16 protein-coding genes and 1 pseudogene are annotated in these 18,919 nt (G+C 33.3%); 11 read left to right on the top strand and 6 right to left on the bottom strand.

Annotated elements, in window-relative coordinates; all coding sequences use genetic code 11:
• Window positions 1–278 precede the first annotated feature (278 nt).
• From ACTF56_RS03920 to ACTF56_RS03905, 4 genes and pseudogenes are all read left to right on the top strand, one after another.
• Window positions 279–878, top strand: a complete 600-nt coding sequence (locus tag ACTF56_RS03920) for a sensor histidine kinase (RefSeq protein ID WP_438965604.1) — start codon at window positions 279–281, stop codon at window positions 876–878.
• Window positions 879–1,039: 161 nt separating this feature from the next.
• Window positions 1,040–6,109, top strand: coding sequence for a right-handed parallel beta-helix repeat-containing protein (locus tag ACTF56_RS03915; protein ID WP_438965603.1), 5,070 nt, complete (start codon window positions 1,040–1,042; stop codon window positions 6,107–6,109).
• Between the two features lie 132 nt (window positions 6,110–6,241).
• Window positions 6,242–7,051, top strand: coding sequence for a Cof-type HAD-IIB family hydrolase (locus tag ACTF56_RS03910; RefSeq protein ID WP_438965602.1), 810 nt, complete (start codon window positions 6,242–6,244; stop codon window positions 7,049–7,051).
• 560 nt (window positions 7,052–7,611) lie between these two features.
• A pseudogene (locus tag ACTF56_RS03905) lies at window positions 7,612–7,986 on the top strand (transposase); the annotation flags it as partial.
• 31 nt (window positions 7,987–8,017) lie between these two features.
• Here ACTF56_RS03905 and ACTF56_RS03900 read toward each other — a convergent pair.
• Entirely contained in the window at window positions 8,018–8,209 is a 192-nt protein-coding gene (locus ACTF56_RS03900) for a hypothetical protein (RefSeq protein ID WP_438965601.1), read from the bottom strand.
• A 291-nt stretch (window positions 8,210–8,500) separates the two neighbouring features.
• On the opposite strand from ACTF56_RS03900, the gene ACTF56_RS03895 reads away from it, so the two are divergent.
• From ACTF56_RS03895 to ACTF56_RS03880, 4 genes are all read left to right on the top strand, one after another.
• Window positions 8,501–9,271 carry a sulfite exporter TauE/SafE family protein gene (locus ACTF56_RS03895; RefSeq protein ID WP_438965600.1) on the top strand — a complete coding sequence of 257 codons (771 nt, stop codon included), beginning with the start codon at window positions 8,501–8,503 and terminating at the stop codon, window positions 9,269–9,271.
• A gap of 56 nt (window positions 9,272–9,327) precedes the next feature.
• Window positions 9,328–9,591, top strand: a complete 264-nt coding sequence (locus ACTF56_RS03890) for a heavy metal-binding domain-containing protein (protein ID WP_438965599.1) — start codon at window positions 9,328–9,330, stop codon at window positions 9,589–9,591.
• Between the two features lie 83 nt (window positions 9,592–9,674).
• Window positions 9,675–10,169 (top strand): phosphoribosylaminoimidazolesuccinocarboxamide synthase, encoded by a 495-nt coding sequence (locus ACTF56_RS03885; protein WP_438965598.1) that lies wholly within the window; start codon window positions 9,675–9,677, stop codon window positions 10,167–10,169.
• 3 nt (window positions 10,170–10,172) lie between these two features.
• A complete protein-coding gene (locus tag ACTF56_RS03880) occupies window positions 10,173–10,559 on the top strand; it encodes a hypothetical protein (RefSeq protein ID WP_438965597.1) in 387 nt (128 codons plus the stop codon).
• Between the two features lie 151 nt (window positions 10,560–10,710).
• Here ACTF56_RS03880 and ACTF56_RS03875 read toward each other — a convergent pair whose 3' ends face one another.
• Complete coding sequence (locus ACTF56_RS03875; RefSeq protein ID WP_438965610.1) at window positions 10,711–12,432, bottom strand: M14 family zinc carboxypeptidase; 1,722 nt, start codon at window positions 12,430–12,432, stop codon at window positions 10,711–10,713.
• Window positions 12,433–12,694: 262 nt separating this feature from the next.
• Here ACTF56_RS03875 and ACTF56_RS03870 point away from each other — a divergent pair, with 262 nt between their 5' ends.
• Together ACTF56_RS03870 and ACTF56_RS03865 are read left to right on the top strand one after the other, a co-directional pair.
• The gene (locus ACTF56_RS03870) at window positions 12,695–14,044 is read left to right on the top strand and encodes a DEAD/DEAH box helicase (RefSeq protein WP_438965596.1); all 1,350 of its coding nucleotides are present in this window, start codon (window positions 12,695–12,697) and stop codon (window positions 14,042–14,044) included.
• A 76-nt stretch (window positions 14,045–14,120) separates the two neighbouring features.
• Window positions 14,121–14,882, top strand: coding sequence for a class I SAM-dependent methyltransferase (locus ACTF56_RS03865; RefSeq protein ID WP_438965595.1), 762 nt, complete (start codon window positions 14,121–14,123; stop codon window positions 14,880–14,882).
• Here the strand turns inward: ACTF56_RS03865 and ACTF56_RS03860 are convergent, their stop codons facing one another.
• The 3 genes from ACTF56_RS03860 to prmA all read right to left on the bottom strand — a co-directional run bounded on the left by ACTF56_RS03860 (window position 14,883) and on the right by prmA (window position 17,592).
• A complete protein-coding gene (locus tag ACTF56_RS03860; RefSeq protein WP_438965594.1) occupies window positions 14,883–16,091 on the bottom strand; it encodes a M23 family metallopeptidase in 1,209 nt (402 codons plus the stop codon). It abuts the gene before it with no gap.
• A gap of 340 nt (window positions 16,092–16,431) precedes the next feature.
• Window positions 16,432–16,707 (bottom strand): ATP-dependent Clp protease adaptor ClpS, encoded by a 276-nt coding sequence (locus ACTF56_RS03855; RefSeq protein WP_438965593.1) that lies wholly within the window; start codon window positions 16,705–16,707, stop codon window positions 16,432–16,434.
• Window positions 16,708–16,758: 51 nt separating this feature from the next.
• A complete protein-coding gene (prmA, locus tag ACTF56_RS03850; RefSeq protein WP_438965592.1) occupies window positions 16,759–17,592 on the bottom strand; it encodes a 50S ribosomal protein L11 methyltransferase in 834 nt (277 codons plus the stop codon).
• Window positions 17,593–17,727: 135 nt separating this feature from the next.
• Here prmA and ACTF56_RS03845 point away from each other — a divergent pair, with 135 nt between their 5' ends.
• Complete coding sequence (locus tag ACTF56_RS03845; RefSeq protein ID WP_438965591.1) at window positions 17,728–18,309, top strand: glutathione peroxidase; 582 nt, start codon at window positions 17,728–17,730, stop codon at window positions 18,307–18,309.
• On the opposite strand, the gene ACTF56_RS03840 is transcribed toward ACTF56_RS03845, so the two are convergent.
• Window positions 18,310–18,807, bottom strand: coding sequence for a GNAT family N-acetyltransferase (locus ACTF56_RS03840; protein ID WP_438965590.1), 498 nt, complete (start codon window positions 18,805–18,807; stop codon window positions 18,310–18,312). It lies immediately after the preceding gene.
• Window positions 18,808–18,919: the final 112 nt, after the last annotated feature.

Below are 18,919 nucleotides of genomic sequence, written 5' to 3'. Positions count from 1 at the left end.
ATCGTAACAGAATTAATTCTGTTACGATTTAACTATATTTGAATTATTAACGAGTCAACCTTTTTTAGGACAACTCAGTGTAATTACCAAATTTAAACTAATTGATTATTTAAAAAGCAATGCAATTAACGATAAAGTAATAACCACAAATACAAACCCTTTAGAAATTGCTATTAATTATGAAGAACTTTATAATTTAAAAATTAAGCTATTTACAATCATATCGCATGATCTTGTTGATCCATTCAACGCTTTATTAGGGTTACAGTTCCTATGTTTTGGATAATTTTAAAGATATAAATCATGAAGAATTAAAAAAGCATATTGTTTCCATACACAAATCGGCCAACAAAAATTACCAACTCACTCAGCAATTGTTAAGTTGGTCATTAAAACAACAAAACGGCTTTAATTTAATTAAGACAACTATAAATGTTAATCAGATGCTTAATGATATCATTGATAATTTATATGCTTTACTACTTCAAAAAAACATTACTATCATTAATAATTGCGACCAATTTATTTCGTTTGAATTGGATAAGGATATTATTTCTAAAGTCATTCATAATTTACTAGCCAATGCCATAAAATTCAGTAATAGAGATGCATTCATTGATGTAAATTTTTCTCTAATAGACCATCAATTAAATATTGAAGTGTTAGACAGAGGAAAAGGCATCAATGAGAAGGATTTAGTCTCACTTAACAATCAAAATAGTGCTAAGAACCTCAATATTTTCAAATTTGAAAAAAATCGTCAAGGAGGTTTTGGATTGTTCTACAGTAAAGAATTAATGGAGCTGCACCAAGGAAGATTAATTTTTGATTCTGTTTTAAATGAAGGTACAAGAGCTAGGATAGAATTAGTTTCTTAGTTTAATTATTAGTGCAAAACATAAAAAAACTTTATGAATTTTATTAATACTTTTCTAAAAAAATAAATTAATCTAGAAAAAACACCCCAATTAAAAACCGATAAGGTAATTCTCACGTATGTTGTTATATAAATGCATATTAACCATTTAAATAACAATCTATGAAACAAAGAATTACTTTCAAAATGTTTGTCTCATCAATGCTTCTATTTATAGGAGTTTTTGGCGCTTTTGGACAAACAGTTACTAGTAATGCAGATGATGGATCGCCAGGCACTTTACGAAGTCAGATTGCAGCGGCAGCATCAGGAGCTACGATTACTATTGACGCAAGTGTCACTACAATTACACTTACAATGGGACAAATTACTGTGGACAAATCACTGACATTAGTTGGTAATGGTGCTGCTGTAACAACAATTAATGGTAACGCCAATGGTAGAATTTTTGATGTTACAACAGGAAATTTTGCTGTCAACAACTTAGCACTTACCAATGGTTTAGCAGACAATGGAGGAGCCATTCAAGTCGTAAGTGCAAATTTAAGTTTAGCAGGTACTAAAATATCCAACAGTAGAGCCAACGGTGCTTCGGGTAGTGGTGGTGCTATTTTGGTAGGTACAGGAGCAACTTTAACTGCTTCTAATTCAGATTTTTTTGATAACATTTCAAACAGAGCTGGTGGAGCTATTGAAGCTGTATCGGGTACAACAGTATCTTTAAGTACAGTTAATTTGTATGGAAACAAAACGGGAGTTAGTCCTGCAACTGCAGCACCAGGAAATGGTGGTGCATTACACGTTACAGGTGCAGGAACAGTTACTATCGCAAACAGTTATGTTTACAACAATATTGCTGCTGCCGAAGGTGGAGGTTTATGGAACGGAACTGGAACAATGACTATTACAAGTTCTTTTATTTATACCAATACAGCTTCAGGAGCTGCTGCTGATAATGGTGGTGGAGGTATTTACAACTTAAATAACGGAACCCTTAACATAACAGGAAGTATTATTACAAACAATTTTGCTAATGGAACTGCAGGTTCTGGAGGTGGAATTTTAAATGATGTTGGAGCAACTGCTAACATCACAAATACTTTAATAACAGGAAATACGGCTAACAGAGCGGGTGGAGGAATAGAAGGAAATGCAACAGCAGGAACTTCTTTCATCAATTTAACTAACGTTACATTAAATTCCAATACAGTGTTTTCTGCTCCAGGGAATGGTGGTGGATTACACATGACAGGTCCTGGAACTATTTCTATCTCAGGTGGAACAGTAAATAACAATACTGCTGGTTCTGAAGGTGGTGGATTATGGAACGGTTCTGGAACTATGACAATTGATGGAACTACCATCAACGGAAATACAGCTTCAGGAGCTGCTGCTGATAACGGTGGTGGTGGTATTTACGTAAATAATGGCGGAACATTAATTGTTCAAAACAATACCATGATTACCAATAATGTTGCTAACGGAACTGCAGGTTCTGGAGGAGGAATATTAGCTGATGTAGGTGCTACAGTTACAGTTACCAATGCAACTATTTCAGGAAATATATCTAACAGAGCCGGTGGAGGAATTGAAGCTGTTGCTGGAACTACAACAACATTAAATAATGTTACTTTAATCAATAACAATACAGGACTTGCTCCTGCTGTTGCTGCTCCAGGAAATGGTGGTGGATTACACATTACTGGTTCTGGTAATGCTACTGTAACCGGTGGTACTGTAAACAATAATTTTGCAGGTGCTGAAGGTGGAGGTTTATGGAACGGTTCAGGAACCATGAGTGTTACTGGAACAACTATTGACGGAAACATGGCTTCAGGAGTTAATGCTGATAATGGAGGTGGAGGTCTTTACAACCAAGTAGGGACATTAAATCTTACAGATGCTATGGTTACAAATAACATGGCTAATGGTACATTAGGTCTTGGAGGTGGTATCTTAAATGATGGTGCTGCTGTAAACTTAAGCAATACTTCAGTTAATGGTAATACTGCTAACCTTAGAGGAGGTGGATTTGCCAATACAAACGGAACGGTTACAATCAACAATAACTCATCAATTACTTCTAACATCGCTTTAGGTGCAGCTGCTCCAACAGATGGTGGTGGAGGTATTTATATTAGTGCTGGTACTGTAAACATGACAGGCGGTTCTATTGCTTCTAACCAAGCGTCTACAGGAGCTGGTTCAGGAGGAGGAGTATTTAATTTTGCTGGAACGTTCTCTGCAACAAATACTGCAATTACTCAAAATGTTTCTATTAGAGCAGGAGGAGGAATTGAAGCGGCTGCAGGTTCAACAACAAATTTAACGGGAGTTACTCTTAACAACAACAACACAAATGGTGGTGCTCCAGGTGCTCCAGGAAATGGTGGTGGATTACACATTACTGGTTCTGGTAATGCTACTGTAACCGGTGGTACTGTAAACAATAATTTTGCAGGTGCTGAAGGTGGAGGATTATGGAATGGTACCGGAACAATGACTATTGACGGAGCTACAATTAATGCTAATATAGCTTCAGGACCTACCGCAGATAACGGTGGTGGAGGTATTTATAATTTGAATGGAGGAACATTAAATGTTTCTGCAGCAACAATATCAAATAACGTAGCTAACGGAGCTGCTGGTTCTGGAGGTGGAATTTTAAATGATGTAGGATCAACAGCTAATATCACAAATACAATTATTACTGGAAACACAGCTAACAGAGCAGGTGGTGGAATTGAAGGTAATGCAACAGGAGGTACTTCTTTCATCAATTTGACTGGAGTAACATTAAACTCCAATACTGTATTTTCTGCTCCAGGGAATGGAGGTGGATTACACATGACAGGTCCTGGTACCATTTCTATTATCGGAGGAACAGTAAACAACAATGTAGCTGGTTCAGAAGGTGGTGGATTATGGAACGGTTCTGGAACAATGACTGTTGACGGTACAACTATTGACGGTAATACAGCTTCTGGTGCTGCACTTGACAACGGTGGAGGGGGTATTTATGTAAACAATGGAGGTACATTAATACTACAAAACAATACTGTTGTAAGTAACAACATTGCTGATGGGACTTTAGGTTCTGGAGGAGGAATTTTATCCGATGTTGGAGCTACAGTAACGATTACTAATTCATCAGTTACGGGTAACAGAGCTAACAGAGCAGGGGGTGGTATTGAAGTACAATCGGGTACTACAACTACTTTAAATAATGCTACTTTAACAGGAAACAATGTAGGTGTTGCACCTGCAGTGGCTGCTCCTGGAAATGGTGGTGGTCTTCATGTTTCTGGAAATGGAAACGTAATAATAACAGGAGGTACTGTAAATACAAACGTAGCTGCTGCTGAAGGTGGTGGTTTATGGAACGGAACTGGAACAATGACTATTGATGGAACAACTATCAATGGAAATACAGCTTCTGGTAATGACGCTACTAATGGAGGTGGTGGTATTTACAACCTAAATGCAGGTAGTGTAAACATTCAAAATGCAACAATATCAAATAATATTGCTAACGGAACTGCTGGTTCTGGAGGTGGAATTTTAAATGATGTAGGTTCTCAATTATCGGTTTCTAACTCTTCTATTACAGGAAATACTGCTGTTAGAGCAGGTGGTGGTATTGAAGATAATTCAGGAACTAGTATGATTCTTTTAACTAACGTGAATTTAAATTCAAATTCGGTAACCGGACCTCCAGGAAACGGTGGTGGATTGCATATCACAGGGGGAGGAAATGTAACAATTACTGGTGGAACAGTGAACAACAATACAGCTTCTCTTGAAGGTGGTGGTTTATGGAACGGTTCAGGAATCATGAGTGTTACAAATACTATTTTAAACGGTAACGTAGCAAGTGGTCCAGGTGCTGATGACGGTGGTGCAGGTATTTTTAACAATGCTGGTACTTTAACCTTAGATACTGCAACTTTATTGAATAATAAGGCAACAGGAACTTCGGGTTCTGGTGGAGGTATCTTAAGTTTGGTAGGTACTATTTCTATTACAAATTCTTTTTTACAATCTAATTCGGCTAATCGTGCAGGTGGTGCTATTGAAGTGGTTAATGGTACTTTAAATATCACCGAATCTTTTCTTAATGGAAATGATGTAGATGGTGATGCTGGTACTGCTAACCCTGGAAACGGTGGAGCAATTCACATTTCAGGTGCAACTAATACAACTATTACAGGTGGTACCATCAATTCTAATGATGCTGCTCGTGAAGGAGGAGGATTATGGAATCAAACAGGAAGTACAATGACGGTTAACAACGTTCAAATTGCTGGAAATACGGCAAGTGGAAATGGTGCTGCCTTTGGTGGTGGTGGTATTTTCGTAAATGGTGGAAATGTGATTGTAAATTCGTCTACAATTTCTAATAACTTTTCTGATGGTGCTGCTGGAAACGGTGGAGGAATTCACGTGAAAACGGGATCTGCAACAGTGACTACTTCTACAATATCAGGAAACTCATCGGTAAATAAAGGTGGTGGAGTATACTCAAACGCTGGCTTGAATATTAACGCTTCAACAATAGCAGATAACATTGCTACTGTAAGTGGTGGAGGTATTTCTAATGATAGTGGTACATTCCCAATCTTAAAAAATACTATTGTAGCTTTAAATACTAGTAATTTAGATGCAGATGTGTCTTCATCAACAGGAGCTTTTACTTCTAACGGATACAACTTAATTGGTACAGCAACTGCGGCTTCTTTCGTAGCTGCTACAGGGGATTTAGTAGGTACAACGGCTGCTCCAATTAACCCAAATGTTGGACCTTTACAAGACAATGGTGGCTTATTATTCACTCATGCATTATTACCGGGAAGTGTTGCTTACAATGCTGGTGATGTTGCTGATACTTTTGTGGATCAATTGGGCAACGCTGTATTTGACGGAACTAGAGATATTGGGGCATTTGAAGCACAAACGGTATTATTATCTAATTCAATTTTTGCTACTAGAATTGCTTCTATTTATCCAAATCCTGCTAATGATGGCTATGTTACAATTCAATTGTCAGAAAACTTTATTTCTGAAATTACGGGAAGTATCATTGAAGTAGGTTCAGGAAAATTAGTAAAACAATTTAAAATGAATGGTTCAGAAAGCCAAATAGCTTTAGACAATTTAGCTGTTGGGGTTTATGTAATCCAATTGAGTGGTCAAAACTTCTCAGAAAATCATAAATTAATAATTGGAAGATAATTCATTCGCCTTAAATAATGAAAGCCTCTACTTTATGTAGAGGCTTTTTTTTTGTTTATTTGCAAAATAATGGAGCGGTGCAATGAACCTAATTAAAACGGTTAATGGACTTCTTTTTAAAACAATAAAAAAATGCCTTATAAAATGCTGGTTCTGGATATGGACGATACCTTATTGACAGACAACCATACACTATCTGCAAAGAATAAAGAACTGATTTTGAAAGTTCAAGAACGGGGAGTTCATGTGATCTTAGCTTCGGGAAGACCCACAACGGCCATGACTGCTTTTGCTAAAGAGCTTAAAATGGACGACTACAATTCGTATATGATATCTTTTAACGGTGCAGTAGTGAGCAGGGTTAGTGATGGTACTATCCTTTTCAAACAAACCTTATCTAAAGATCAAATTCATGCTTTGTATGATTTTAGTGTGAACAGTAAAACGGATATCATTACTTATTTGAATGATGCTATTGTGAGTGAAACGGATTCGGAATACATTGAAATTGAAAAGCACATTACTGGAATGCCTCACCGTAAAGTCGCTAGTTTTAAAGATGCCGTTACAACCGATGCTGTGAAGTGCATTTTGTTGGAAGAACCAAGTTATTTAAAGCAGGTGGAACAAGCATTGAAAGTCGCCAAACCGCATTTGAGTGTTACGATGTCGAAACCGTTTTTCCTGGAGGTAGCACAACAAGGCATTGATAAAGCTGCAAGTGTTCGATGGGTTGCGCATGAACTGAACATTCATCCAAGTGAAATTATTGCGGTAGGGAATGCAGGAAACGATTTAAGCATGATCCAATTTGCGGGTCTGGGGGTTTGGGTTGCTAATGTGAGTCCTGAATTAAGACATCATGCAGATGTTGTTGTAGCTTCTAATAATGAGGATGGAGTAGCAGAAGTTATTGAGCGGTTTATTTTGGGTGTTGGTTGATGGGTGAGAAGGGATTAATGAGAAGGCAGAAGGCAGAATGGAATGGTAGTAGTTTTATAGTATGTTTTTTCCTCATAACACTTGATAACTAATTCATAAACTCTGTGCAACTTTGAGCTCTCTTTTGTGTGACTTTGTGTTACAGTATAAATTATTTTTTTAACGCAATGAGGCAAGGGTTTTGTAGCACTAAGTTGCTCTTAGTTTGGCTCTAAGTTTCACTAAGTTTTTAATGAAAAGGAGAAGGGATTAGTTTATTTTACGATTTTCTACTCAATACTTAACAAATAAATTCTGTGAAACTTTGAGCTCTCCTTTGTGTGACTTTGTGTTAAAGTATAAATTATTTTTTTAACGCAAAGTTCGTAAAGTTTTATGGCACTAAGTTTCATGAAGTTTTTAAAAGTAAAGTTCGTCAGGGTTTATTTTATCGTTGTCTTTGATTTTGTCATTCTGAACTTGTTTCAGATTTTTTTTTTTAACGCAAAGGCCCTAAGTTTTTCGCAAAGTTCGCAAGGGTTTTGTAGCACTAAGTTATTAAAGAAAGGAAGCAGATTGCAAAAGGGAAAACTCTTGCCGCTTGGAAAATGGCCATAAGAAACAGAACCTTTCAAAAAGGATTGATTTTTCATTCTGATAGAGGAGTTCAATATGCAAACAAAAAATTTACTAATACAATTGAATCTTTTGAAGTGATTAGAAGTATGAGTAGAAAAGGAAACTGCTGGGATAATGCAGTAGCAGAGAGCTTCTTTAAATCATTAAAGACCGAATTAATTTATGGAAACAAACTCATAACAAAACAACAAATGGAACTAGAAATCTTTGAATACATAGAAATCTGGTACAACAAAAAAAGACGACACGGTGCATTGAATTACAAAACAATCGAAGAATTTAATAATCAAAACAACATTTACAAAAATGTCGCTTAACTTAAACTGTAATTTTTATTTGCATATCCATTTATACATTACTAACTTTTAAGGTATAGTTGGTGTATATTGAATTGTTGGTTTTGTAAGCTTCTTTTTTAATTATTTGTCCCTGTACAATAAGTTCTGAATTTAAAAATTTGGTTTCAAGATCTACTTTTATGATTTGAGCATGAACCCAAGTAAAAGGAATAAAAACGATTAGTAAAAGTAATTTTTTCATGGTGTGTTATTTTTTAGAAAGCACTTTTATTGAATTGAATGTGCGGTTTGAAAAACTAAAGGATATTTTGTGTAATGGACTGTTGCAAACCTAAATATTTAATTCATAATTGGTTATGTTTAATAGACCTTTAATGATAAGGTTCATTAACCCTTTTTTATTAATCTGTAGATTTGGTATTGCATCACGTCGTTGTATTATTAATAATCGAAAATTGAAAAAATATCTCTGAGAAAATCCAACAGAAGTTAAATTGTAACTATTTTTACAATGTAATCGTAATCAACCTCTTTGACTCCATTTATTATGCAAGAATATGTACCTTATTTGTTATTAATTGCTCTTGGATTTACAGCAGGATTTTTAAATACAATTGCTGGTGGTGGCACCTTATTGACTTTGCCTATTTTAATTTTTATGGGATTGCCAGCACCTTTGGCACAAGGAACCAATCGAGTAGCTATTTTATTGCAAACATTTACGGCTGTTAGAGGATTTAAAAGCAAAGGAGTTTCTACTTATCCTTTTAGTTTGTATGTGGGAATTTCATCTTTGTTTGGTGCCACAATTGGGGCTTATTTGGCCTTAGATTTTGAGGGAAAACCTTTTAACAGAATGTTGGCTGTAGTGATGCTTATGGTTTTGGTTTTAACGGTTTTCAATCCCAATAAAAACAAAACTAATTTAACGGAAAAGCTAACAGGAATGCCTTTGATTATCTCCATTATTGTTTTCTTTTTTTTGGGTATTTATGGCGGAATTATCAATGCGGGCATCGGTTTTTTAATGCTTTTGGTTTTGCCTTATGTCAATGGAATGAGTCTTTTACGTTCCAACGCTACTAAAGTTTTTGTAGTATTTGTTTATACTTTGGGAGCAGTAGTAGTTTTTGCCATTAATGACAAAATTGACTACGGATTGGCTGCTGTTTTATCGGTTGGTAATGTCTCTGGGGCATGGTTTGGAAGTCGTTGGTCTGTAAAAAAAGATGATAAAGTCATTAAACTTTTTTTAATTGTAACGGTAACCGCTTTATCCATTAAATTATGGTTTTTTGATTAATTTTGTATAAATTAGTTGCTTAAATAAAAATCGATAATATGAAAAAATTATTTTTAGTGTTGGCTTTTGCTTCTTTAACTTTTGTTTCTTGTAAAGATAACGCCACAGAAACCTCAGAACCAGCTGCTACCACATCAGGTGAAGAAACAGCAATGTCAGGTTTTGTATGTCCAATGGATTGCGAAAACGGAAAAACGTATGAAGTGGCTGGGAAATGTCCTGTTTGTGAAATGGATTTAGCCTCTTTGGATGCGGATGCACATGAAGGTCATGATCACGAGGGCCATGATCACAGCGATCATGAAGGACACAATCATTAATATTGGAATGAATTTTTACACGAATTTCACTAATTAGCACAAATTAATTGGTGAAATTTGTTATTTTTAAGATATGCTTAATCATGATTGAAGAAATGTATAAATCTTTTGAAACTAAAACAGAATTTTGTCATGTTTTTACCGATAAGATAGTGTTTTCTAGAGATATAAATAAAAATAATATTAGTAGAGTTGTTGCAAGTAATAACATTAAAAGAGTTTTAATCATTTATGGACTGATTTCAATCTTTTTATTTTACAAATCTTATGCTGTATTTATAGCGCAAGACTATGTTTTTTTTGTGTTTTTCATTTCTTTAGGATTGTATTTTGTTTACGGTATTTTAACAAGTAGAAATAGCTCTACAACTTCACTCATTTATAGAAATTCAATAAAAGAAGTTGTTTTTGTTAAAGCGAAACCTTACTTGACCAGAGCTTATTTTGAAGTTTATTTTACTGATGAAAATAGCACTACCAAGAAGAGATTAATTATGCTTCCAGGTTCATTTTCTAACGGCAAGAGTGAAACAGAAAAAGCCTTAAAAATCTTTAAAGAAGAAGGTTTAATTAGTTAATAAATGATAACGAAGCACTATTTAAACCAACTTGTTACAATAGAATTCTCGGATATAAAGGACTCTTTTTCAGGATTTTTATTGGATTTTAATGATGATTGGATATTACTAAGAAATAATCCAGTGGATTTTGTTATTGATGGTTTTGTTATCTTAAGAAACAAAAATTTAGAAGCTATAATTAGTGATGATGATACTCAATTTAATGAAAAAGTTATTCGTTTGAAAGAGATAAAACTCACAAATTATACACTAATACCTCTTATTAATTTAGAAGTAATTTTATCCTTTTTGACTAAAAAGTTTGGAGTTTTTCAATTGGCTACAAAAAAGAGTAGCGCAGTTTATTTAGGAAAACTTACTGAATTTAATCAGGACGATTTTTTATAGAATTTCTTAATACTAAAGGTGTTTTTGATGGAGAAATTTCATTTAAGTCCAAAAAAATTAGAGTAATTGAGTTTGATACTGATTATATCAATTCATTAAAAAAATATTCAGAATCTATTCAGTCTTAATACTTAATACTCCAATCTTAATACTACCTAATTCTATAAACAGGATACTGCAAATGTGCTTTTTCGTAATAAGGCGAATGCTTGTAAATCCAATCCAATTGTGTTTCACCACTTTTTTCAAATGCAGCATCTGATTTCTTTTTAGCTTCAAATTCAGCTTTCAAAGTCGGGTTTTTATCTAAAATTTCTTTCGCTAAATCTTCAAAAACATAAGCCGAAAAATACTCTTTTTGTTGTAAAATAGGATCAAAATAATTCCAATTAAAGTAACTGTCAACCGCTTCTGGTTCTAGAGTTTCCAAAAGATATTTCACCCCTTTTTGTTGGGTTTTGATTAAGAAATCTCCTTTTCTAAAACCTATTTTTTCTTTACTTGATGTCACAACAGTATTGTAATGGCCATAATGTCCTTCATACGGATTTTTAGAAGTTTTGTAATCTGCAATTTTATAACTTTCTACCTCAATTACAGTATCGTTTTTGATTTCAGTCATTTCAATTTGGTTGACTTTTAGTAATTCTAAAATCGGCCATTGTGATTTTGGAACTACATAATAAGTCGGAATCACAACATCTTTAGTGGATTTGTAATCATTATAAAACGGAATGTTTTTGGTAAAAGGTTTCGCTCTGTCATAAAATAATCTTGGTTTTCCAGAAACTTCACTTGGTTTATAATCTCCTTCGTAACCTCGAAAAGCAATAGTAGAAACTTTTGAAGAATCAATTTCCCATTGCAAAGGATAAAGATTTCCAACTTTGTAGTTTTCTAAATTTTCAGCTTTTAAAGCTTTGATTTTCTTGTAATTTTTATCCACATAATTCAAACTTGAAACCATATATTCATAAGTCACTTTTACACGACTGGCAAAATCTTTCAGCATGTGTGTTTCAGGCACAGAACCAATTGCGTTGAATAGAGTAGTGTAACCTGTTGCATATCTTGGAGTATCCATAAATTGTGCAAATCCTTCATCTGGTTTGTCACCGTGAATGTTTACGTAAGGCACACTTTCAATGTCTTTTTGCTTCAAATCTTTTACAATTGCAGTATGCATTTCAGTTTTGTAAAATTCCCCTAATTTTCCACCCAAACGTTGATGTTGCGTAGCAATACACGTAAAAGTATATTGATAATCAGCTCCATTGCTCACATGATTATCGATAAACATATCTGGATTTACCAAATGAAAAATCTCTTGAAAACTCTTCGAATTTTTAGAATCTGTTTTGATGAAATCACGGTTCAAGTCATAGTTTCTCGAATTTCCTCTAAAACCATATTCTTCTGGACCATTTTGATTGGCTCTGGAATTTGAATTTCGATTCAAACTTCCACCAATATTATAAACTGGAATCGCTACTAAAACCGTATTTTTTGGAACGGAAACTTTTTTGGTCGCTAAATCACGCATCAACATCATGGTTGCGTCAATTCCGTCTGGTTCACCTGGATGAATGCCGTTGTTGACTAAAATTACAGCTTTATCTTTATTAATTTGTGTAAAACTAAATTGCTTTTCTGGATTAAAAATTACTATATGTAAAGGTTCTCCGCTATCTGTTTTGCCCATTTCTTTTAGATAAACCGTTTCAAAAGCGCTATCTAATTTTTGATAATAAGCAATACATTCTTCATAAGTTGTGGATTGATTGCCATTTCCGTTTTCAAAAGGTGTCAAATATTTTTCTTGGGAAAAAGAAATAATTGATGATAAAAGAAATAATGTTGTGATGAAACGCATAATGTTTGATTTGAATTTCAAAAATAGGAATTTTATTTTGATTGTTATACATGTTCCGTTGGTTGAAACCAACGGCAATGAAGAGTGGTTGAAACTGACTGGAAAATAAATTTAATTCTCGATTTCTTGATACAATTTTCAAAATCTAAATTAGCGTTTTCTTTTTAAAAACCACTAGAAGTGACGGAATGAATCATAATTCGTAATTCATAATTCATAATTTATAATTCATAATTTATAATTCAAACCCTATCTTTGTCAAATGAATACAAATCACCATTCGACAAATTTATTGGTCAATTTAGGAATTGATAGCCTAAATGAAATGCAAGAAGTAGCGCAAACTACGATTCTTAATGACAATAACGTTTTATTACTTTCTCCAACAGGTTCAGGAAAAACCTTGGCTTTTTTGATGCCTATTTTCCAACTTTTGGAAGAAAACATCCATACGGTTCAGTGTTTAATTTTAGTTCCTTCGCGTGAATTGGGATTGCAAATTGAGCAAGTTTGGAAGAAAATGGGAACGAATTATAAAGTCAATATTTGTTATGGTGGTCATTCATTGGATACAGAAATTAAGAATTTAAGCAATCCACCAGCCATTTTGATTGGAACTCCAGGAAGAATTAAAGATCATTTGGAACGCAAATCGTTTGAGGTGGAAAACATCACGACTTTAGTTTTGGACGAATTTGATAAGTCGTTGCAACTGGGTTTTCATGAAGAAATGTCTTTTATCATTGGTCGTTTGCCGAAATTGAATAAACGTGTTTTAGTTTCTGCAACTGCTGGCATTGAAATTCCGAAATACACACGAGTTATCAATCCAACGGTTTTGGATTTTATTGTGGAAGAAGAAGAAAACTCGAATTTGGACATAAAATTGGTCATTTCGAAAGAAAAAGATAAGATAAATACCCTTTTTCAGTTGATTTGTACTTTAAAAGGAGAAAGTGCGATTGTGTTTTGCAACCATCGTGATGCTGTGGAACGTATTAGTGATATGTTGAACGAAAAGGGAATTTACGCAACGTTTTATCATGGTGGAATGGATCAAGACGAACGAGAACGTGCTTTGATTCAATTTAGAAATGGTAGCATGAGTTATTTGATTACGACAGATTTAGCGGCTCGTGGTTTGGACATTCCAGAAATGAAGCATGTGATTCATTATCATTTGCCTTTAAAGGAAGATGAATTTACACACAGAAATGGTCGTACCGCTCGTATGCAAGCTTCTGGAACGGCTTATGCGTTGATTCACGAAAGTGAAAAGCAATTGGATTATTTCGATTATAATTTAGAAAAATTAGTAGTTACTGAAACCACAAGATTGCCAAGACCACCGCAATTTCAGACGATTTATATCAGTGGTGGAAAGAAAAACAAGTTGAATAAATTTGACATTGTGGGTTTCTTTTCGCAAAAAGGAAAATTGGAAAAAGGAGATTTGGGTTTAATAGAAGTGAAAGATTTTATTTCGTTTGCTGCTGTGAAATACGGAAAAGTGAATGATTTTTTGAAGAACATTCGCGATGAGAAGATGAAAGGGAAGAAGTATAAGATTGAAGTAGCGAGAAAGGTTGTGAAGAGAGAGGAAGAAGAATAGGTTTTGTTTCAAATTGTTTCAAATTGTTTCAAATTGTTTCAGGTTGTTTTAATAGTTTCAAGTTGTTTGTTTAGTTATGGATAATTGTCCTTTATGTGATGGAAATGCTAAGGTTTTTTGCGAAAAGCCCAACCATTTATTCTACAAATGCGACACTTGTGAAGGTATTTTTAGACCAAAACATACTCATTTAGATGCAACTGCTGAAAAAGCACATTACGAGCAACATAACAACGATGTGAATGATATTGGTTATCAAAAGTTTGTTTTTCCTGTGGTGAAAGTTGTTTTGGATAACTTTTCTGCTGTTGATAAAGGCTTAGATTTTGGTTCTGGAACTGGACCAGTGATTGCTAAATTGTTGCGTGAACAAAACTATCAAGTAGAAAATTACGATTTGTATTTTGAAAATAAACCCGAATTATTGCAACAAAAATACGACTACATAACCTGTTGCGAAGTAATGGAACATTTTAAAGAACCGTTGAAAGAGTTTCAACAATTGCAAAAAATGCTAAAACCAAAAGGTAAACTAATTTGCAAAACCGAAATCTACAAAAACCAAACGCCTTTTGAAAATTGGTATTACAAAAATGACTTAACACATATTTTTATTTACCAAGAACCAACTTTGCATTGGATACAAAAGAATCTTGGGTTTGAGAAGGTTGTGTTTTTGGATAAGGTTATTGTTTTTGAGGAGGGTTATCGGTCAAGTATAAGAGCAGTAGCGGATTTCAAGACGATTACCTGTCCGCCACCACAAAATTTTATTAAAGGCACAGACCTTGATTTTACCATTGCCACCGCTATTGCTCTTATACAATGTTGGCAATAGTTATTTTACCTCGATTAGTCCATATCCAATTGGCAATTCGTTAGTTCTATTAATTGGATTTAGACTTTCTAATGAAACGCTATTACCATTAAATAATTCTGTTACTTCTTGTTCGGAATATTTTTTTAGTTGTGCGAATTTATCGATGTGATATGGAATTCCTTCTCCGCCAAAATATGTATTACTTTTAGTTTCTAAATGAAAATGTAAATGTGGTGCGTCTGAATTCCCACTATTGCCTAATAAACCAATTACTTGTCCCTTTTTAACTGCATCTCCAATTTTTACTTTGAGACTATTTGGAATTAAATGACCATAAAAAGCATAAATGTCATTCCCTATATCTAAAATAACATAATTACCTCCAATAGTTTCACGAGTTATTTGCACCGCCATCTTTTCAGATAGTGGTTCGTTTTCTATTATTCCATCATTTATTCCAACAACTTTTCCATCGGCTACTGCAATTAATTCAATGCCATAGGTTTTCCAATTCTCATTATTTTTAGTGTCGTTTTTGGCAAAATTTCCATTATCATCAATAAGTGTCCAATCTATTGCAAACCTTTGCGGATAGTTAACTCGACCTTCTGTTAAAAATCGAGCGCCTTGGTGACTTTTTGCCTCATAAAGCCATTTTCCTTTTTTCTTGAAAGGTAAACCTAATGTGAATTTATTTGTTTCTGGAATTTTTACAACTGCAACTTCCATTGGATGTGTTGCTGTTTCTCCATTACCTTTCTTTCTCTCAAAATAGAGTTTGTGAAATATCTTTTCAGGAATTGATTGTTCTTTCTTGAAAATAAGATTGAGGTTTAAAACACCAAACTCGTTTCCCGAAAGTTGTTTTAAATCATCTAAATCGTTATTCCCAGGTCTGTCAAAATTTTGGTCAATATACTCGGAATTAAATTCTGCTATTGGAACATCATCTTTTTGCAAATCGTATATTTCGACTTTTTTTAAAGTAAAAGGTATTCGGTAATTGTTTGAAATATTTAACTCATATCTTAACTGGACAGTGTTGTTCGCCATTATTGGATTAGGTAAATAAGATACATCAGCCTGTATTACTTCAATCGGCAAATCGGTTTTATTGAGTTTTTTCTGTAGTTCCGTTTGAATTTTTAAATTTTCTTGCGCTGAATTTGTTACTTCTTTACAACCTATGATGGTTAGAAAAATTGCTATTAAAATTGTTTGTTTCATTATTTTCGGATGTTCCTTATAATTATTGCTAACTTCTAAATATACGAATGTTCCAAATACAAACACTTACAAATATTTATAAACGTTTGTAATTATTCGTAAATATATAAAAACAAAAAATACAATTAATACGGTTTTTCGCACAAAACAAAAAAAAAGCTAAAAATTAGTTTTAACTTTTAGCTTTCTTCATTAAAAAAATACTTCTATGGCTCAGTGACAATAGTTGTAATTAATTGTTTATGAGTTAAAAAAATAATATGATTTATTTTGATTGCTATTTAAATCAACATTAAGATTTCAGTCTAAGCTTGTCTTAAATAATTGGAAAGGGATTTTTTTATTGTATTTCGGCACTTAAACCTGCTTCTAATAAGGAGGTGCATTGTGGTTTAAGTTCTTCGTAACTTCCTGTTTTAACAGTGCATTGTCCTTTGTAATGTACTAAGATAGCACATTGCTCGGCTTGTTCGTTGGTATGTTCACAAACACGAATTAAAGTGTCAATTACATGATCAAAAGTATTGACATCATCGTTGTATAAAACAATTTCGTTGTTTTCAGAAATTTCCTCTAAAACGGCAACTTCTTCTTGTATTTTTTCTCTAGTACTCATTTCTTATTTGGTAATAGGTTTAGCTAATGGGTGATAGGTTAAAAACTACTGCTAATTTACATATTTTAAAGATACCCAATTATTTCTTTCTAATTTTTTAACAAATGTTAGTCCATTTTTAGTACAAGATGCGTCAATAAACGGAATGTCTTCGTTATAAAATCCGCTAAAGAGTATTGTGCCTTTTGGGTTTAAACAGGCAACATAGGCTTGCATATCGTTCAACAAAATGTTTCTGTTAATATTGGCAATAATTAAATCGTATTTTTGGTCTTTTAAAAGTGCAGCATCACCTTCATACACTGTTATTTGTGAGCAATTATTGCGTTCTGCATTTTCAATAGAATTCAAATAACACCAATTGTCAATGTCAATAGCATCAATAGGTTTTGCTCCTTTCATTTCTGCTAAAATCGCTAAAATAGCTGTTCCGCAACCCATGTCTAAAGTTTTCATACCAGCAATTTCCATGTCTAATAAATGCTGAATCATCATGTGAGTGGTTTCGTGATGACCCGTTCCAAAACTCATTTTGGGTTCAATTACAATATCAAATTGGGCATCCGTTTTGCTGTGAAAAGGAGCTCTTACATGACATGTTCCATCTACATCAATCGCTTCAAAGTTTTTTTCCCATTCTTCATTCCAATTGACTTGTTCAATTTCTTCAAAAGTGTAAGAGATTGTGAATTCATTGTTGGATAAAATCGTAATATTATTCAAAATGGTTTCACTCCACAATTCTTTTTGAACAAAAGCATCTATTCCGTTTTCCGTTTCCATAAAACTTTCAAAAGCAGTTTCTTCTAATTCTGCCATTAAAATTTCACTTCCTAAATCTCTTGGTTCAATGTTGAAATGATATCCAATATAATTATTTGACATGTTTATTTTTTTTGCAAAGTTATAAAAACAAGGAGTCATTTGGTCTATGATTTTTAAATTTCGGACAATTAATTTATGATTTTTTTAGAAGTTGTAAATCAGCTGATTTGTTATATTTGATAAAAATTTGTAACCATGAAAAAATTAGTACACTTATTCTCTCTAGCATTACTAATGTTTAGCTGTCAGAATAATGCTCAACAAACTCAATCCAACTCCAAAGAAACTCCTATGAAACTAGCAAGTATTTATGATTATGAAGTAAAAGATTTAGAAGGTAATTTGTTTCGTTTTTCTGATTTAAAAGGGAAAAAAATAATGATTGTTAATACGGCTTCAAAATGTGGATTAACTCCTCAATATAAAGAATTACAAGCATTGTACGAACAATACGGTGATAAAGATTTTGTAATTGTAGGATTTCCTGCTAATAATTTTGCTTCACAAGAACCTGGAACCGATAAAGAAATCGCTACTTTTTGCGAACAAAATTATGGGGTTACTTTTCCAATGATGTCAAAAGTTTCTGTTAAAGGCGATGATATGCATGAAGTATATCAATTTTTAACTGAAAAAAGTAAAAACGGATTGCAAGACAGCACTGTGAAATGGAATTTTCAGAAATATTTAATCAATGAAAACGGTGTTTTAGAAAAAGTAATTGATCCGCAGACCTTACCTTCTGATAAAGAAATTTCAGAATGGATTGAAGGATAATTATTTTAAAATCAACTGCATAAATACAGTATCTAGCCATTTGTTAAATTTAAAGGCTGATTCTTTCATAAGACCAACAGTTTCAAATCCAAACTGTTCATGAAACGTTACACTATTTTGATTTTCGGCATCGATAACCGCAATCATAGTGTGACGTTTTTGTTTTTTTGCTGTTTCAATTAATTGGCTAAGAAGCAATTTTCCCAAACCTTTACCTTGATGTTTTACCGAAACATAAACCGAATGTTCCACAGTAAATTTATATCCTTCTTTAAAACGGAAGGTTCCATAAGTACCAAAACCAGCAATTTTTTGGTCGATTTCAATGACTAATAAAGGGAAATTATTAGTTGTTTTTTCTTCAAAAATCGCGATTTGTTGTGCTAAAGTTCTAGGTTCGTAATCGTAAATGGAAGTAGTATTTAGAATGTTATAATTTACAATTTCTAAAATACCTTCTAAATCGTTAACTTTCGCTGCTCTTACTGTAAAATTCATAAAACTTTAATATTTGTCAAAGGTAAAAAGTTTCTTTAATAAAAGTAAAAACCTGAACAACTTTGTATCTTTGTATAAACAAAAAATAAACTGCATTAAGATTAAATCATAA

This window comes from Flavobacterium sp. (assembly GCF_965657075.1).
In the GTDB taxonomy this organism is placed as follows: domain Bacteria; phylum Bacteroidota; class Bacteroidia; order Flavobacteriales; family Flavobacteriaceae; genus Flavobacterium.
Note: the sequence above shows the minus strand (reverse complement) of the source record. Positions and strands in the feature narration are given on the sequence as shown.

Coding starts and splice junctions, on each gene's coding strand:
- ACTF56_RS03870 (WP_438965596.1), top strand. CDS start 12,695: ATGAATACAAATCACCATTCGACAAATTTATTGGTCAATTTAGGAATT.
- ACTF56_RS03865 (WP_438965595.1), top strand. CDS start 14,121: ATGGATAATTGTCCTTTATGTGATGGAAATGCTAAGGTTTTTTGCGAA.
- ACTF56_RS03875 (WP_438965610.1), bottom strand. CDS start 12,432: ATGCGTTTCATCACAACATTATTTCTTTTATCATCAATTATTTCTTTT.
- ACTF56_RS03885 (WP_438965598.1), top strand. CDS start 9,675: ATGATTGAAGAAATGTATAAATCTTTTGAAACTAAAACAGAATTTTGT.
- ACTF56_RS03860 (WP_438965594.1), bottom strand. CDS start 16,091: ATGAAACAAACAATTTTAATAGCAATTTTTCTAACCATCATAGGTTGT.
- ACTF56_RS03845 (WP_438965591.1), top strand. CDS start 17,728: ATGAAAAAATTAGTACACTTATTCTCTCTAGCATTACTAATGTTTAGC.
- ACTF56_RS03910 (WP_438965602.1), top strand. CDS start 6,242: ATGCCTTATAAAATGCTGGTTCTGGATATGGACGATACCTTATTGACA.
- ACTF56_RS03855 (WP_438965593.1), bottom strand. CDS start 16,707: ATGAGTACTAGAGAAAAAATACAAGAAGAAGTTGCCGTTTTAGAGGAA.
- prmA (WP_438965592.1), bottom strand. CDS start 17,592: ATGTCAAATAATTATATTGGATATCATTTCAACATTGAACCAAGAGAT.
- ACTF56_RS03915 (WP_438965603.1), top strand. CDS start 1,040: ATGAAACAAAGAATTACTTTCAAAATGTTTGTCTCATCAATGCTTCTA.
- ACTF56_RS03840 (WP_438965590.1), bottom strand. CDS start 18,807: ATGAATTTTACAGTAAGAGCAGCGAAAGTTAACGATTTAGAAGGTATT.
- ACTF56_RS03880 (WP_438965597.1), top strand. CDS start 10,173: ATGATAACGAAGCACTATTTAAACCAACTTGTTACAATAGAATTCTCG.
- ACTF56_RS03900 (WP_438965601.1), bottom strand. CDS start 8,209: ATGAAAAAATTACTTTTACTAATCGTTTTTATTCCTTTTACTTGGGTT.